The 16,465-nt window shown below is 67.4% G+C and carries 12 protein-coding genes; 3 read left to right on the top strand and 9 right to left on the bottom strand.

From position 1 onward, the window contains the following. Positions 1-123: 123 nt before the first annotated feature. The 5 genes from ACZ6SF_RS22610 to ACZ6SF_RS22590 all read right to left on the bottom strand — a co-directional run bounded on the left by ACZ6SF_RS22610 (position 124) and on the right by ACZ6SF_RS22590 (position 7,162). The gene (locus ACZ6SF_RS22610; protein ID WP_466064183.1) at positions 124-1,713 is read right to left on the bottom strand and encodes a hypothetical protein; all 1,590 of its coding nucleotides are present in this window, start codon (positions 1,711-1,713) and stop codon (positions 124-126) included. 1,061 nt (positions 1,714-2,774) lie between these two features. Continuing rightward, a complete protein-coding gene (locus ACZ6SF_RS22605) occupies positions 2,775-3,650 on the bottom strand; it encodes a hypothetical protein (RefSeq protein ID WP_466064182.1) in 876 nt (291 codons plus the stop codon). Between the two features lie 314 nt (positions 3,651-3,964). Beyond that, positions 3,965-4,204, bottom strand: a complete 240-nt coding sequence (locus ACZ6SF_RS22600) for a hypothetical protein (RefSeq protein WP_466064180.1) — start codon at positions 4,202-4,204, stop codon at positions 3,965-3,967. Between the two features lie 713 nt (positions 4,205-4,917). Continuing rightward, the gene (locus ACZ6SF_RS22595) at positions 4,918-5,559 is read right to left on the bottom strand and encodes a class I SAM-dependent methyltransferase (protein WP_466064178.1); all 642 of its coding nucleotides are present in this window, start codon (positions 5,557-5,559) and stop codon (positions 4,918-4,920) included. A gap of 274 nt (positions 5,560-5,833) precedes the next feature. Continuing rightward, positions 5,834-7,162, bottom strand: coding sequence for a helix-turn-helix transcriptional regulator (locus tag ACZ6SF_RS22590; RefSeq protein ID WP_466064176.1), 1,329 nt, complete (start codon positions 7,160-7,162; stop codon positions 5,834-5,836). A gap of 187 nt (positions 7,163-7,349) precedes the next feature. On the opposite strand from ACZ6SF_RS22590, the gene ACZ6SF_RS22585 reads away from it, so the two are divergent. Together ACZ6SF_RS22585 and ACZ6SF_RS22580 are read left to right on the top strand one after the other, a co-directional pair. Next, a complete protein-coding gene (locus tag ACZ6SF_RS22585; RefSeq protein WP_466064175.1) occupies positions 7,350-8,435 on the top strand; it encodes an S-(hydroxymethyl)mycothiol dehydrogenase in 1,086 nt (361 codons plus the stop codon). Then, positions 8,432-9,064 (top strand): MBL fold metallo-hydrolase, encoded by a 633-nt coding sequence (locus tag ACZ6SF_RS22580; protein ID WP_466064173.1) that lies wholly within the window; start codon positions 8,432-8,434, stop codon positions 9,062-9,064. The genes ACZ6SF_RS22585 and ACZ6SF_RS22580 overlap by 4 nt, the downstream gene beginning before the upstream one ends. A gap of 124 nt (positions 9,065-9,188) precedes the next feature. Here the strand turns inward: ACZ6SF_RS22580 and ACZ6SF_RS22575 are convergent, their stop codons facing one another. The 4 genes from ACZ6SF_RS22575 to ACZ6SF_RS22560 all read right to left on the bottom strand — a co-directional run bounded on the left by ACZ6SF_RS22575 (position 9,189) and on the right by ACZ6SF_RS22560 (position 15,591). Then, the gene (locus ACZ6SF_RS22575) at positions 9,189-10,862 is read right to left on the bottom strand and encodes a (2,3-dihydroxybenzoyl)adenylate synthase (RefSeq protein WP_466064171.1); all 1,674 of its coding nucleotides are present in this window, start codon (positions 10,860-10,862) and stop codon (positions 9,189-9,191) included. Then, positions 10,859-12,946: an acetate--CoA ligase family protein gene (locus ACZ6SF_RS22570; protein WP_466064170.1), complete on the bottom strand. Its 2,088-nt coding sequence runs from the start codon at positions 12,944-12,946 to the stop codon at positions 10,859-10,861. Before ACZ6SF_RS22570 ends, ACZ6SF_RS22575 begins: the two co-directional genes overlap by 4 nt. Beyond that, positions 12,943-14,652, bottom strand: a complete 1,710-nt coding sequence (locus ACZ6SF_RS22565) for an FAD-dependent monooxygenase (protein WP_466064168.1) — start codon at positions 14,650-14,652, stop codon at positions 12,943-12,945. The genes ACZ6SF_RS22570 and ACZ6SF_RS22565 overlap by 4 nt, the downstream gene beginning before the upstream one ends. Positions 14,653-14,763: 111 nt before the next feature. Beyond that, positions 14,764-15,591, bottom strand: a complete 828-nt coding sequence (locus tag ACZ6SF_RS22560; RefSeq protein ID WP_466064166.1) for a PaaX family transcriptional regulator — start codon at positions 15,589-15,591, stop codon at positions 14,764-14,766. A gap of 247 nt (positions 15,592-15,838) precedes the next feature. Between ACZ6SF_RS22560 and ACZ6SF_RS22555 the strand changes: the two genes are divergently transcribed. Further along, positions 15,839-16,429 carry a TetR/AcrR family transcriptional regulator gene (locus ACZ6SF_RS22555; protein WP_466064165.1) on the top strand — a complete coding sequence of 197 codons (591 nt, stop codon included), beginning with the start codon at positions 15,839-15,841 and terminating at the stop codon, positions 16,427-16,429. The last annotated feature ends 36 nt before the right edge of the window (positions 16,430-16,465 follow it).

The following is a 16,465-nucleotide window of genomic DNA, read 5'->3' as shown; positions in this document are numbered from 1 at the left end:
GAGAGCGCTCACCCCTGCCGATGAGAGCTCTCGCGGGACCGGCCTTTTGCAGTCGATGGCGGTCGGTCGGGCCGAGAATGGACAAACCACGGGGTCCTACCAGTTCAGACCCCCAATTCGGGCTCACCGTAGTTCTGGATGGTCGTAGAGCCTGCCCATCCCTCCGGTAGCGAATTTTTCCTGGTAGATCGTTTGTAGCTGGCCGGCCCACTCCGTTGCGGTTCGCGGCCGGGTGGGCAATCGTGGATGAGTCGACCGGAAGAAGTCGGTGCCCGCCGAGAGGTCCTCGTCGGTGGGTAAGGCGACTTCCTCCTCCGAGTAGTGACCGGTAGGTCGCCGCATGAACCCGATTGCGGCAACGCGCTCGTGCACCCGTAGCGAGACCGGCCGAAAATTATGATCGATCACGCCTTTCGGGCGCAACAACGCGACCAGCGCATCGACCGCCGCCCGGACATCCTCCGAGATATCGCCACTGACCTCCACGGGCCACAACAAGCTGTCGTCGCGGGTGTTCGGCGCGATGAATTCCGCTATCGGCCGACCTGTTGCGGCGTCGGGCAGCAGCGGTCGCACAGCGACCCGGTCCGGGCGTGTGGGCAGCTGTGTGGCGAAGTATCCGAAGAAGAACTCCGGTGGGACGTCGACAACCCGGCAGTCTCGGTCGAGCAGGACGAATGCCTGGAAAAGGTGTGTGGGTTGCCCACCGACATTCCTCAGCACCCAGGCCTTTTCGGCCCACTCGATTCCGAGCGCGGCGCGAACCCACCCCTCGGCCTCGGCGCGCGGCACCTCGACACCCCTGTGCGCGGGCACGGATTCGCCCTGCGGACTACCCCAGACTTCCATCAACACACAGATGACCGTGCGATTCCCGAAGTTGCCCAGATCGGTGACATCGATATGACCCGAATCGGTCACGACATCCAACTCCGGCACACTCACCGCCGGCCCCGCCACCGGCCCGGCCTGCACCGTCTGGGAAATAACGCCCATGATCGGGCCGGGGCCTGCACGCGCAGCTTCACGAGCGTCAGCACGCAGTGCAGCAATCTGAGAGGGGTAGCGCTGCTCTATCTCAGCAGCGATATCGCCGGCACTTGAACTCACGGCCTGCCTCCACACGCTGATTCCGACTACTTGACGATGCGGCCTGACTCGGATGACGTTCCACTCGGTGAGTGAGGTAGTCAATTCTTCGAAGCGCTGCCCGGTCATGCGCCCGACCGGTACCGCGAGATCCTCGGTGCCGCCGTCCCAGACCCTGGACGCACTCGGCTCCGGCGTGTAGCCGCTCATCGGCCAGTAGCCGCAGTGGGTCTGTCCCGGCACCCACACCCGGTCGTAGTCGATGACCGGCATCCGGCTGGTTTGACTGTGGGCGGTGTCGGTGCCGACCAGGGTGGTGACCGTGCCGACCGGGCCAGTGAAGGGGGTGATGGTCAAAAGGTAGGTTTCGGTGGGTTCGCTGACGTCGAGACCGGTGTGGGTGTCGCGGCCGCGGGCGTGGGCCCGAACCCGGTGGCGGCCCGCCGGTATCGCACCGAATTCCGGGGGGACATCGCCGTCCAGGGTCGTCATCACGCGCATTTCGGCCGCGGATTCGATCACGGTTTGCTCCACCGCTTCCCAGCCGTCGAGGGAAGGATCGCCGGCGGTGGGGTCGAGGGTGAGGGTGACCGGGCCGTAGGCGATGCCGGTGAGTACGGACACGAAGCCGGGACCAGTGCAGAGCATGTTTCATTCCGCGGTGATATCGGTGGTGTCGGTATCGGCCGCGGCGAACACGAACTGCTGATGGTCGACCTGCACGGTCCCGGTTTCGGTCATCTGCTCCACTTCCTGACTACCATCAGCTTTCGACGTAGAAGCAGTATTCATCCTGGCCCCGGTTCTCTGCAGAGAACCGGGGCCAGGATCGCTCCCGCGGGGGCTGTCCCGACGTCATATTGGCATCCGGATCACTGCGCCGCGGTCGAGGCCGACCGGCGCCACACGCAGGTCTGCCCATGGCGGTTTCCCGGGTGGCGTGTGCCCGCGTAGGTCCATGGGGCCCGTTCGTGCCGCCGATCTCGGCAGGTCGAGCCATGCTCGGGCGACGCGGGCATGAAGGGCTTGGCCGCCGCATGTGCGGACCGGCGCACGAATGTCGTCCGGCGGAAACCCGGGCAACATTGCCGACTGTCCTTCGCGGTGGCGCCTCGGCATGACCGGCCACCCTGATTGTGGCGCCGACACCGCCCAGGGCGAGCCAAGTTTCGGCGTGTATGACCGACGTAGAGGTTGAAGGGCGAAGGGAAGGTGAAACTTGTCCGACACACCGGAAAGCCATGGCACCGAAAATGACGAGGCAAGCCGGGCCCGGATCTACTCGTACGGTCGAAGTGTCCCGTTTCCCGAATATGATGTGGTATTCGAACCGTGGAATCTCCGATTTGCGCATTCTGTCCTGGCGGGCTTGGTCAACAGACAGGAACGAGGGGGCATTCGAGTTCAATCTTTCAGGCTTGTCGACGATGAGAACATTCTCGCTGTCGTCGTCGAGCACTACGGTAACGAAACCGTATGCCAGGGGCGGGTCGGAGTCCGCCTTGGTCTGACCAGGCTACGACAGATGGCCGGTGACGACAGTCCGGTCAGCGCAGCAAGCATCTATCTCGAGGACGTGACCATGCCTCCGTCCTACTTTTCGGATTCTCACGACCCGGACGATATCTTGTGGGTGGACATACCTCGGCCGAGGTAGATCCACCCACTCGACGGAATTCGGCCAGTTACTCGGGGTTCGCCAAAGCGCTATCAACCCATGAATCGCAGGCCGGTGTGCCCGCCAGCGGCGAGTTGCCGCCACCGCAATATGCCGTGATCGGCTCGAACGGACCTGGAGCCGTCTTGTAATCGTCTCGATTAGTCGGGTCGTATATCGCATGCACAGTCCTGTGTTCCACTTCAACGCATTCTCGACTCAGGTCCCATTCCAGACGGCATACCTTGGACTTTGCTTTCACTCGGAAATCTGTTCCCGGGTCCAGCGGGTTCGATCGTGGTCCATAATCGTCTGCTTCGAGTACAGCCTCGATGGATTCCGGGTACCGGAGTTGATGTTTGTGTTCGGCTTTGTCCTGGCCCCAGCCATCTGTCCAGACGCCACTCCAATATCCTGCACGGATCACCATTTCCCCGTAGTCCGGGAAATTGGCATTGGTCGCATCGCCGACGACTTCACCGGTGTCATAGTCTTCCTCGATATCCGCCGGAGGCCATGTCGCGTCATCGGGGACTTGCCGTGTTCCGATTCCAGGGCGCCCGGCATCCATAGGCTCCGGTACCTCATCGGGCGTCGGCGAAGGTGTGTGGTGGACGCGGTGTGGAGCATCATGGCCCGCTATCGCGGGCAGCCGTAGGGCGTCGGCACCCAGCGTCGTTCGCGCGGGGCGGGCGACAGTGCGGTCAGCGACGAATTCGGCGAACCACCCACCGACCTCCCGCCCGGCGTGTCGACCGATCCGGCCACCCTCATCCAATGGGGCGCATCCTTCAGCGGCGACTACGGCCTGTGGGACGCCAGCAACCCCGACCCCGACAACTGGCCCCTGGGTCTTCACCGACATCGATAAAATCCAGTGGGGCACCTGCCCGGGCACGGTCACCGAGTTCATCCTCGACTGGCTCCGCGGCCGCACCACCCCGATCCCACTGTGGAACCTCGACAACATCCTCCGAGGCACCACACCGTTCTGCGAGTTCTACGACCCCACCGACTTCAGCGATACCGCCACCGGCCGGATCGACGCCACCACCCCGACCAACTGACACCCACGCCGGCGGGGCCCACTCGGCACCTGGCCAGTGTCCGGACGAGCGCGCATCCTCCCCGGCCCGCAAATGCTGGTTCGGAAGTCACCGGGAGATATGACCTAGGGATCTGCGCATAGGTGGTGCGCTGCGCCGAGCGGTCTGCCCCTCACCTGGTTCGTCGTTGCCTGCGCCGGTCCTTCTCCCGCCGTGCCGCGGGCTTGGGTGCGATCGGCGGGGTTTGGGAGGTCGGAATGTTCGGGCGCCGCCAGAGCATCGCGAGGACTCGCTGGGCAGCCTCGCGTTTATCCGGATCGCGGGCGAACACCGCCGCCCACACCAGCACGCACGGCAACAACACCCCGACCACCGCAGCGACATCGGCGAGAGTGAACGTCACGCTGAACACGAATGAGATCCCTTGCTCAGGGGATGATCTCACCGGTGAACGACAGTACGGGCGCACGACCAGCCGGCTCGACCATCCGAAGTATCGGATAGTGAACCGGGGTCCGACGAAGCCGACCGTCGCCCGGGGGTGGCACGGTCTCCCGCACCTCATACAAAATTCTTCTTCCCGGAACGTATCTCGACTTTCCGGGCAACCCGAAGCCCTGAGCTCCTAACCGTGAACTCACGCCCACAGCTACAGAACCTCGGACCCCCCTCGCATCAGCACCGCTGATCCCGCCTCGATCCTAACCCAGCTCCCCGCCCTCTGCTGCCGGCCACGGGGAGCGCGCCTCGGTTTGACCCTGATAATGGTCTCATGTCCGGGGTAGTGCATCTGCCGACCTGCGGCTATAGCGCCCGAGCCGCGCTCGAAGCTGCCCATTTATCTGGGCCAAGGCCCAATATCCATTGTTTTTGGCGATTGCTACCGGAACCCCGGTCGGGGCAGCCTGGCCGTGGTGCACGGCGAAGTGAAGGCTGCCCCGTGACGCCGCGATCTCCGGCGACGCGGGATTGCCGACGCCCGGTGCGACATGACTCCGCCTCGAGCAGCGGCCGATTCGCTGCGGTAGTACTACCGCCGTTTACGGGTCCATACCGAACGCCGCGCCGATATCCACCAAGCTCCGCTGCTCGAGGATCCGCCTGCGCCGTCTCGTTCTGAACTGATCAGTTACTGCGTGCGAAAAGGATCGCTTGCTGAGCTTCCGCGTCCGGGTCGAGCAGCATTTGAGCCTCGACCACGAATTTGGCATCGCGCAGCCAGGATGCCACCTGGTCAGGCCGACGGCGGTGGACATGGAGCTGCATCGGGTGACCGCCATAGCCCTCCGTCATCAACTGCGACTCGTCGCCGACGTGGAACAGCAGCTGCAGCGGTCCGCCGGGACGCAATGCTCGGTGGAAGTGCCCGAACACGGTCGGCACCTCGTCGTCGGGGATGTGGATCAACGACTGCCAGGCGAGCAGGCCGGCCACCGAAGCGACGGGGAGGTCCAGGTCCGTCATCGAGCCCACCTCGAACCGCAGGCCGGGGTGGTCGCGCCGGGCCACCTCGATCATCCCGGGGGAGAGGTCGACACCGAAGGCGTCGACGCCGAGCTCATGCAGGTGGGCGGTGACCTCGCCGGGGCCGCAGCCGACGTCCGCGACCAGCCCGCCGCCGGCGACCTGCACGCTGTCGGCGAACAACGCGAGAGCCGTGCGCAGGTACCGGTGTCCGGCGAGGGCGCCGCGCACCTGGTCGGCATAGCTGACCGCGACTGTGTCATAGGAGGTTCGGGTGTCGGTCAACCAGTCATCCGGGGTCATGACCGGCACGATATTCCATGATCGCGACCTCGTGGACGGCCGATGCAGAGAGACCTGATCATCGGCCTGCCAGCTGGGCGACGGTGCCGGGCGGGGCGGGTGCATTCGGCCGGTACCGGCACCGGTACCGGCAAATCTCGCTGGTGCGCGACTGTTGGAGGACGGGGGTTCGGGGGATCGCAACGACCAGTGAGATGGACGTGGGGTGGCAGTAACACGATGGCAGACCGAGAATGTCACAGCGGGCGGCAGGTAGCGGGCGATGCCGGCATGCTCACGGAATCTGCAAATTTCCTTCACCTATTCCGCGGATCGGCCGGTTAGATTGCCGGGATGCCGTGTGAAAGGCCCCATCGCGCAGGCCGATTGCGGCGGCTTCTCCGCGTGAGGTGACTTCGAGTTTCTTGAGTATTCCCGCGACATGGAATTTGACGGTGCTCTCGGCGATACCGAGATCGACGGCGATCGGTTTGTTCCGTTTGCCGGTGCTGATCAAGGCCAGTACTTCTCGTTCTCGTTTGTTCAGGGTTGCGAGTCTGTCTTGGTCGGGACGGTCGGCCGGGGGGTGAAGGGGCAACTCGATGGAGACCCGGCTACCCCACTGCGGAACGGTCTCGATGCGCAGGCGCCCACCCAGTGTCCGGCACCGGCCGTGGAGTTGCCGCCGCAGGATCGAGGCGTCGAGTTCGCCGGATTCGTGGTCACGGATATCGACGGTGAGCGAGGTGTTGTCGCATGCCCAGGAGATGCGCAGCCGCGTCAGCGTGGGTTGAGCGGTGAACGCCAGAACGGTGGCTCGTGTCATCGCCCGTGCCGCGTACGCGGTCTCGCCCGGTAGCGCTTCGCCGTCGCCGCGTGGCGCAACATAGTCGACGTGCGCGGGGTGGTGCCGTAACAGCTGGCGGAGTTCTTTGCGTAGCCGTGTGAATGCGTCGGCCGCTGATTCCTCGGATAGCCGGCGGTCGGAATTCTGTGCCGACCGCAGTGCTACGAGGGCTTGGGAAGCGGAGTCGGCGGCGGCGAGGCGTGCGTTCCGATCATCGAGGCGGGTGGAGCGCAGGGTGTTCAGGATCGCGGCCAGGGCAGCCTCGTGGGAGGCGGTCAGTTCGGCCATCGTGCGGGCACGCTCGCTGGAGGCCGCGCGCGATTCCGCGAGGTAGTCGGGGCTGGCCTGGGCGACCTGTTGCCTGATGGAGGTGGCGACGATACCGAAGAGTGCGGCCAGGCCGGCCGGGCCGGGGAGGCGTTCGGCCGGGTTTCGAGGGATGAGGACCAGCAGCGTGCCGGTGGTGTCGAGCAGTGCCCACACCCGACGCTGCGCACCGCCGATCGGCGCGGTCGCGACCAGTGGAGTTCCGGTCTCCACTCTCGATTTGAGATCGTCGAGTTCGCTGATGGTGATTTTGTCGACGAGGGCACTGACGCCGGCCACCTTGCGGGGGCGTCCCGTGCATTCGTGGGTGAAGATCACCAGCGCCGCATGTGACCAGCGCGGGGAGAGGAAGCGGGAGAACCGCCGGGCGATCTCGTGCAGTGGGCCTGCGACGACCTCGCGGAGGGCGCGCAGTTCCGCAGCGTATTCGTCGGTCGTCGCAGCGGGCACTTCGCCTACCTTACGCAGGTGAGCGGACCGGGCAGTCGTCGGCCCGGCGCTCGGCGACCTGGTGATCGGGCGGGGTATTTCCGGTCTTTCGGCCAGGTCACCGGGTGGGCTGAGTGACCTTAGCGTTTCGGGAGACATGCCGAGAGGTGCATGATCGCTCAGCTCGAGACGAAGGAACCGAAACAACATGCCACAGCAGGTACGCGGGGTGATCGCCCGATCGAAGGGGGCGCCGGTCGAGCTCACCGAGATCGTGATCCCGGACCCGGGGCCGGGTGAGGTCGTCGTCGCGGTGGCCGCGTGCGGGGTCTGCCACACCGATCTCACCTATCGGGAGGGCGGTATCAACGACGAGTTCCCGTTCCTGCTGGGCCACGAAGCCGCCGGCACCGTCGAAAGCGTGGGTGCGGGCGTCGAATCGGTGGAGGTCGGCGATTTCGTCATCTTGAACTGGCGAGCGGTGTGTGGCCGGTGTCGCGCCTGTAAACGCGGTCGCCCGCAGTACTGCTTCAGCACATTCAACGCCGAGCAGAAGATGACACTGCTCGATGGCACCGAATTGACGCCCGCGCTGGGAATCGGCGCGTTCGCGGAGAAGACGCTGGTCCACGCGGGTCAGTGCACGAAGGTCGATCCCTCCTCGGATCCGGCGGTCGTCGGGCTGCTGGGGTGCGGTGTCATGGCCGGTCTGGGTGCCGCGGTGAATACCGGGGCGGTGGGGCGTGGAGATTCGGTGGCCGTGATCGGCTGCGGCGGTGTGGGTGACGCGGCGATCGTCGGCGCGAAGCTCGCGGGTGCCTCGAGGATCATCGCGGTGGACCGGGACGCGAAGAAGCTCGCCTGGGCGGCCGATCTCGGCGCTACCCACACGGTCGACGCCACCGGCACCGATGTGGTGACGGCCGTCCAGGACCTCACCGGCGGATTCGGCGCCGATGTCGTGATCGACGCTGTGGGGCGCCCGGAAACCTGGAAGCAGGCGTTCTACGCCCGCGATCTGGCCGGCACGGTGGTGCTGGTCGGTGTGCCGACGCCGGAGATGCGGCTGGAGATGCCGCTGCTGGACTTCTTCTCCCATGGTGGGGCGTTGAAATCGTCCTGGTACGGCGACTGCCTGCCCGATCGCGACTTCCCGACGCTGGTCGACCTCTACCGGCAAGGGCGACTGCCGTTGGACAAATTCGTCACCGAGCGGATCGGGATCGACGACGTCGAAGACGCCTTCCACACCATGCACGCGGGCGACGTGCTGCGCTCGGTGGTGGTGCTGTGAGCGGCGAACTGCGCATCGAGCGGGTCGTGACCTCCGGAGTGTTCGAACTCGACGGCGGTTCGTGGGAGGTCGACAACAATGTGTGGGTCGTCGGGGACGACGACGAGGTGGTGATCATCGACGCCGCGCACAACGCCGCCCCCGTTGTCGAGGCCGTGGCGGGGCGCAATGTCGTGGCAGTGGTGTGCACGCACGGGCACAACGACCACGTCACGTTCGCGCCGGAACTCGGCCGGACACTCTACACGCCGGTGGTCCTGCACCCCGGAGACGCCGAACTGTGGAAAATGACCCATCCGGGGGAGTCGTTCTGGCATGCGACGGATGGGCAGCGAATCGCGCTGGCCGGAACAGTGCTCGAGGTCCTCCACACTCCGGGCCATTCGCCGGGCTCGATCTGCCTGCACCTGCCCGAGGCGAAAGCCCTGTTCTCCGGAGATACCCTGTTCGCCGGAGGCCCGGGTGCGACCGGACGATCGTTCTCCGACTTCCCGACCATCATCGACTCGATCCGCGACCGGCTCTTCGCCCTGCCCGAAGACACGAGGGTCCACACCGGGCACGGCGAGGGCACCAGCATCGGTGCCGAAGCGCCGTATCTGGCCGAATGGATCGAGCGGGGTTTCTGATACGCGGTGCCTCGCGCGGCGGGGCCGTCCCACCCGGACTCGAGATTCGTGGACAACGTGTCGAGTCCGGGACCGGGGACGGCTGTCGGCGCATGCGCCGACAGCCGGTCGATGGCCCTCGGCTCTATCCGGTGGTTTTCTCGTGGGCGAGGCGGGTGGCGATATCGTCGCGGATGGCTTTCTTGTCGATCTTGCCGACCTTGGTGGTCGGCATGGTGTCGACGACGACGAGGCGTTCGGGGATCTTGTAGCGGGCGACGCCGGCATCGCTCATGACGGCCACGATATCGGCGAGCTCGACCCGGAGACCGGGCGCGACGGTGAGGTAGAGGCACAGCCGTTCGCCGAGGACGGGGTCGGGCATGGCGACGGCGGCGGCCATGTCCACCCCGTCGACCTGATAGGCGAAGTTCTCGACCTCCTCGGCGGAGATCTTCTCTCCGCCACGGTTGATCATGTCCTTGTCGCGACCGGCCACGACGAGGTTCCCATCGGGGCGGCGTACGACGATATCGCCGCTGGCGTACCAGCCGTCGGCAGTGAAGGCGCGCGAGTTGTGTTCCGGCGCGCGGAAGTAACCGCGGGGTGTGTAGGGACCGCGGGTGAGCAAGGCGCCGGGGGTCCCGTCGGCTACCGGCTCGCCGGCTTCGTCGACGACGGCGATCTCGTCGGCGTCGCTGACCGGGCGGCCCTGTGTGGTGAGCACGATGTCTTCGGGGTCTTCGAGGCGGGTCATGTTGATCAGCCCCTCGGCCATGCCGAATACCTGCTGCAGGGTGGCGCCGAGGACAGGCCGGATGCGGGCCGCGAGTTCGTCGGGCATCCGGGATCCGCCGACCTGCAGGACTCGCAGGCTGCGCCCGCTCATGGTGCGGTGCTCGCGTTGGTGCTCGATCCAGGTCTGCGCGACCGCCGGAACGACCGCGGTGGCGGTGACGGCTTCGGCATCGATGGTGCGCAGGGCGCGTTCGGCGGCGGGGGAGGGCAGCATCACGATCCGGCCGCCGGCGAACAGCGCTCCGAGGATGCCCGGACAGGCCAGTGGGAAGTTGTGGCCGACCGGCAGCGACACGAGATAGACGGTGTGCTCGTCGAATTCGGCGACCGCGTTGCAGCGGTCGACGTTGTAGGCGTAGTCGTCGTGGGTGCGCACGATCAGCTTCGGTAGTCCGGTGGTGCCACCGGAGAGCAGCAGGCAGGCGATATCGGCGCCGGCGGGATCGTAGGCGGCGTCGGCAAAGCGCGGCACTGTGTGGAAGTCGAGGCCGTATTCGGGGACCGCGGTGCCGGTGGCGCTGCGCTCGCCGTGGACGAGGACGAACCGGACGCCGGGGGTGTCGGCGGCGACCTGCTGGGCGATGCCCCGCAAATCGGTGTCACGGTCGCGGTCGGCGACCACGATGGCAACCGCATCCGCCAGGGTGGCGAGATGCGTCAGCTCGTGGCGGCGGTGCGCGGGCAGCGCCATCACCGGGACCACACCGATACGGAAACACGCCAGGGTGAGCGCGACGAATTCCCAGCAGTTGGGTAGCTGCAGCACGATCCGGTCCCCGGGAGCGAGACCGAGATCGAGCAGGTACTGCGCGCAGGCGCCGCTCGCGTCCCACAGTTGCCGATAGCCGAGACGAGTATCGCCGTCGACGAGAGCGATCGCTTCGGGGTGCCGCTCGACGGCGGCGGCGACGCGGGCACCGAGTGAGGTGCCCTGCCAGTAGCCGGCTTCGCGGTAGCGCTCGGCGAGATCGTCGGGCCAGGCCACGACTCCGTCGATCGGCAGTGGGGTGCGGGTGCTCACTGCGATTCTCCTTCGGTGGCGGGGGTGGCGCCGGTGACGACGGCATCGAGTGCGACCAGTCCGGTGCCGGTGAGCCGCAGCGGGTTGATCTCGAGGTCGGCGATCTCGGGGTGGGCGGCGAGGTAGCCGACCACGGTGGTGGCGAGGCGGGCGAACGCCTCTCGGCCCAGGGTGGGCCCGCCGCGCCAGCCGTGCAGCAGCGGCGCGCACTGGAGCTCGTCGAGCATCGCCGCCGCGCCGGTGGCGGACAGGTGCCGGCTCGCGATGGCGATATCGCCGAGGGCTTCGGCCGCGGTGCCGCCGAGACCCGCGACGAGGATGGGCCCGAACACGGGGTCGCGACGCGCACCGAGGAACAGGTCGACCCCGGGCGCGGCCATGGATTCCACGAGGTAGGCAGGGGCGTCGATGACGTCCAGCGCGTCGAGGGCGGTGTCGAGTGCGGCGGCGGTGGCGATTCCGAGGTGCACGCCACCGATCTCGGTCTTGTGCAACACCGTGGCGTCGAGGATCTTCACCGCGACCGGCCCGCCGAGTTCGGCCAGGGCGCGGTGGGCGGCGGGGCGGTCGCGGCACACCCGCCGCTCGGGGGTCTCCACACCGAGGGTATCGAGCAGGTCCTTGGCCGCGGCTTCGTCGAGTGGAAGTCGCAGCGGAGGCCGCTCCGCGGTCACGGCGGGCGCGGTTGTGGCGGCTCGGTGCCGGAGCCGGGCGTCGGTGACCAGCGCGGCGACGCCGGTGGCGAGCGCGGTCGGGCCGGGGAGCACCGGGATCGCGAGCTGCGCGGCGGCGGTGGCGATCTTGTCGACGGCTTCGGCCGGTCCACCGACGCCGAGTACGACCGGAAGCCGGGTGGCGACGCCACTGGCGCGGACGGCCTCGGCGAGGTCGATCGCGTCGGGTTCGGCCAGCGCGTAGACCGCCAGCGCGTCGATCCCGGGATCGTCGGCCGTGGCCGCCAGAACCGCGGCGAAGGTGGACCCGGGACGCCCCGTATCGACGGGGTTGGCCTGGAACGTCAACGGCGGCAACAGCTCAGCGAGCGCACGCTGGGTGGTGTCGGTCAAGGTGGGTACGCCCACGCCTCGCGCGAGCAGTTCGTCGAGCACCATCAGACCGGGCCCGGCCTGGGCGGTGACCAGCCCGACCCGAGGGGCCGGGGCGGCGGGCAGGCGAGTGCGCGACAGCACACTGAGGGCGTCGACGAGGTGGCGTTCGGATTCGACGACGACCGCGCCCGCCTCGGTGAGCAGGGACCGGGTGGTGCGCCACGAGGTCGCCAGGGCGCCGGTGTGGGATTCTGAGAAGGCGGAGACGTCGCTGCGGCCGACCACGATCGCGACCACCGGTTTGACGGCGCACAGTTCCCGCACCGCGGACAACAGCGCAGGCCCGTCGGTGACGGACTCGACGTGCAACGCGACGGCGGTGATGGAGGGGTCGTGGCGCAGGTACTCGAGCACGTCGGCGGCGGTGACGTCGACACTGTTGCCCAGTCCGACACCGAGCCCGATACCGACGCCGCTCTCCGACAGCAGGAACGACAACGCGTGGTTCATTCCGCCGCTGGCCGCGACGACCGCCACCGGTCCCGGTGCGATGTGTTCGACGGCCGGGACGAAGCTGGCGACCGTGTGGCCGGGGCGGAAGAACCCCGAGGTGTTCGGGCCGAGGATCCGGATCCCGGTCTCGGCGGCGACAGCGGCGATCTCGGTCTGTAGCGCCACTCCCTCGGCGCCGGCCTCGGCGAAGCCGCCCGCGCAGATCAGGGCGGCACCGACACCGCAGCCGGCGGCCTCGCGCAGCGCGGCCGGGGTGGCGGCGGCCGGAATACACAGTACGGCCAAGTCCAGTGCGGCACCGTGGCGTTCGGTCGCGGCGTGCAGCGAGGGTGCGAACCGCTCGTCGCCGGCTCTGGGGTTGATGCCGTAGACGGCGAGCTCGCCGCGCCGGACGCGGGTGACCGCGTCGAACATGACGGCGCCCAATTTGCCGGGCGAGGCGGAGGCGCCAACCACGGCGATCGAGCGGGGCGCCAGCATCCGGGTGAGTGCGGAGCCGGGAGAGGGGGGAGGAGTGCTCATCGGAGGACCTCGATGTCGTGGTGCGAATCGGCCGGGATACGGGCCGGATCGGGTTCGAACGCGACCGCGTCGGCGCGCCCGGCCAGCACCAGGGTGGTGGCGGCATCGGTTTCGTCGACCGCGCGACGGATACGCACCGATCCGGGCCGGTCGACGAGAACGACCGGGACGTGGTGGGTGAAACGGACGTACTCGGCGCTCAACGCACGCGTCAGCGCGGTGCCCCCGCGGACGACCACCGCCGCCGGCGCGGGCGTGCAGAGGCGGTCGAGTGCGATGCGGACCGATTCGGTCAGTGCGGTGCCCTCGACGTCGGGTGCGGTGAACAGCGGCACCGCGTCCCGGCCGGAGGCGTCGCCGGTGGCGGTCAGCGAGTGCGTTCCGTCGTCGATCTGCATGCTGGTATCGGATGTCACGCGCACATGCAGCAGGCGGCGTGACAGCGTGGTCGAGCCGATCGCGAGCGGGGTGTCCAGCGGTACGCTGCCGTGCCGGTCGAGCCAGGCCCGTTCGGCGTCGGCGACGAAGCGGGGGTCGCGGGTGCGGATCTTCTGCGCGGAGATGGCGCGGCTGAAGAAATGGAACGCGAACTGCCACGGCTCCAGTGCGCGGTAGTACTCGCCGAAGTGGTCCCACCACGACAGGCTCGGCAGCGCCGAATCCTGGATCTTGGCGACCTCGGGGCCCCGGATCTGCTGGAACCGGGCCAGCGCGCTCGTCAGATCGTCGCGGTGCTCGGCCACCGTCTGCGCCAGCACGGCGGCGTCCTCCATCGCCATCTTCGTCCCGGATCCGACGGAGAAGTGCGCGGTATGCACCGCGTCGCCGAGGAACGCCACCGGTGTGCCGCCCGCGGCGCGAGCGGACCAGCGCCGGGTACGGCGGGTGCGGAAGTTCGCCCACCGGGAGTTGTTGGCCACCAGCGGGTGTCCGCCGATCTCGGCGGCGAACAACTGCTCCAGATAGCGTCGGCTCACCTCGTCGGATACCCCGGGCGGGGTGGTCTCGTCGAAGCCGTCGAGGCCGGCGCGGTGCCAGGTCTGCTGGTCGGTCTCGACGATGAAGGTGGACAGACCGGATCCGATGGGGTAGGCGTGCACCGCGAAGGCGCCGTGCTCGGACTGTTTGTGCAGGAACGTCAACCCGTCGAAGTCGTACGTGGTGCCGAACCAGATGAATTTCACCGTCGCCACGTCGACCGTGTGGCCCAGGTCGGCGTGAAGCCGCTCCCGCGTGGACGAGTTCGCCCCGTCCGCGGCGACGATCAGGTCGTAGTCGCCGCCGGCTTCGAGCGCGTCGACGTCGATCGTGGTGGCGTAGTGCAGTCGCGCGCCGAGCTCTTCGGCGCGGACGCGCAACGCGTCGAGCAAGACGCGGCGGTGGACGGCGGCCATTCCGTTGCCGCCGGCGGCGAGGCGTTGCCCGTCACGGCGGACCTCGATCGCGTCCCAGTGCCGTCCCGCGGCGGCGAGGGTGTCCCGCAGGACCGGATCGACCCGGTCGATGTAATCGAGGGTGGCATCGGAGAACACCACCCCGAACCCGAATACGTCGTCGGCCCGGTTGCGTTCGAACACATCCACCGCGACGGCGGGCACGGTATGCGCCAGCGCGATCGCGGCGAACAACCCGCCGGGGCCGCCGCCGATGCAGGCGACCCGCAACGGTGCCACATCGATGGATGCCGTGTCGGTGGGATCGGTCATCGGTGAAACCCCTCTGTCGTCTGGGTGGGTGAGTGGGTGTGCGGCCGGAACGGCGCCGCGAAGCATCCTCCAAATTATGTGACAATCACTGGGGAAAAAGTCAACCCCGTGTTACATATTTGCTTCGGAGGGTCTGCCGTCCGGGGTGTGGCCGGTGATCGAGGCGACGAACTCCTCGGCGGGTTCGCGTAGCAGGTCGTGGGCCTCGGTGAACACCTCGTGTGCGGCCCGGCCGCGCCAACCCGGATGCAGGAGCGTCTCGGGTAGGTCGGGGTCGCGGAAGGGGTAGCGGCGGTAATCTCTGATCAGGTTCATCCGCTCCACCAGGGCATCGCGGCCGTGGAGTCCGCGCCGATACCGGGCGAGGCGCGGCTGGAGCTGCTCGACGAAGCCCTGATAGTCGGCGTCGAGTTCGCTCAGGTCCCAGCACCGCTGGGCGATCAACCGATCCTCGGACAGTCCGGCGGACTCGCACCGCAGGAACTGCACATGCAGTTCGTCGTCGCCGGTGAGCATCTCGCGCAGCCGTTTGCGCTGATCGTGCGGCGAGAACCAGACAGACCCGCTGTAGTGGCCGAAGCCTTGCCAGGTCAGCGCGGTTTCGATGCGTTTGCGCCGCTCACGGTCGATATCCACATCGCTCACCAGTGCCTGTGTCCAGGTGCGCCCCCATGTGCCGGGGTTGCGCTCGAAGATCCGGGCGCGGCCGTCGTCGAGCAGGCGCCAGCTCTTGTCGTTGAGCAGGTAGGTCACTTCGCGCCCGGACTTCGACGAGTCGAACCAGCCGTCCTTGCGCAGCCGGGTCATCACCACCCGCACCGTCGCCGGCTCGACGTCGAATACGCCCAGCAACTCGGTCAGCGCACCGAGGCGGGCACCGCCGCCGGTGTAGCGGAAGTACTCGCCGTACAGATCGAACACCAGCGACCGTGGACGCACCCGACACTCTCCTTCGACTCGATCATGATGTGTCATCAACATCGACGACATGCTTTTGTATGTTACAAATAGGCAGGTTTGCGAGCGAGTGGACCGGCCACCGCTGTGTCGCACCCTGCTGGTCCCTTTCCTGCTTCGACCGGCGATATTCCTCGCCCGGTGCGCGTGGACCTCCACTGCCGTAAATCCCCGGCCACACGTGACAGGCGTCGGCGCGCCGTCGGGTGGGTCGAATACGATTCCTTTCATGAGTGCCGATGGTGGCGAACCGAAGCGGCTCGGACGAAGGCGTGACAGGTCCAAAGACCTCGCCGTCCTCGAAGCGACGATCAAACTCCTCGCGTCCGAGGGGCTCGACGGGATGACGATGGACCAGGTCGTCGCCGCTACCGGGATCTCCAAGGTGACGATGTACTCGCGGTGGCCCAGCAAGGCCGATCTCATCGGCGCCGCGCTCAACCATCTCCAGGTCGGCCATGTACCCCCGCGTACCGGCGACGTCCGAGCCGATCTGATCGCACAGCTGGTGGCTATGTGCCGTCAGTACGACGAGGTCGGCGGTATGAGCATCCTCGGCAGCTGCCTGACGGACGAGGCGCGCTCGGGTGAGTTGCTGCGCATCATCCGCGAAAGCACGCTCCTGCCTCGGCGCGCACATTTCCGGGCGGTGTTGCAGGCCGGTATCGACAACGGCCTGTTGCGCGCCGACGTCGACCCCGAATCCGCTATCAGCGCGATCGTGGGCTCGTTCTACGCCGATTACCTGGCCGGTCGTGAGTTCACCGACGACCGTGCGGCCCAGGCCGTCGATATGGTGCTGGCAAGCCTCCTGTCCTGATTGCGTCTCGGCCCCGGCTGCGGCCCGGTCCCGAGT

Source organism: Nocardia sp. NPDC049935, assembly GCF_055586645.1.
Note: the sequence above shows the minus strand (reverse complement) of the source record. Positions and strands in the feature narration are given on the sequence as shown.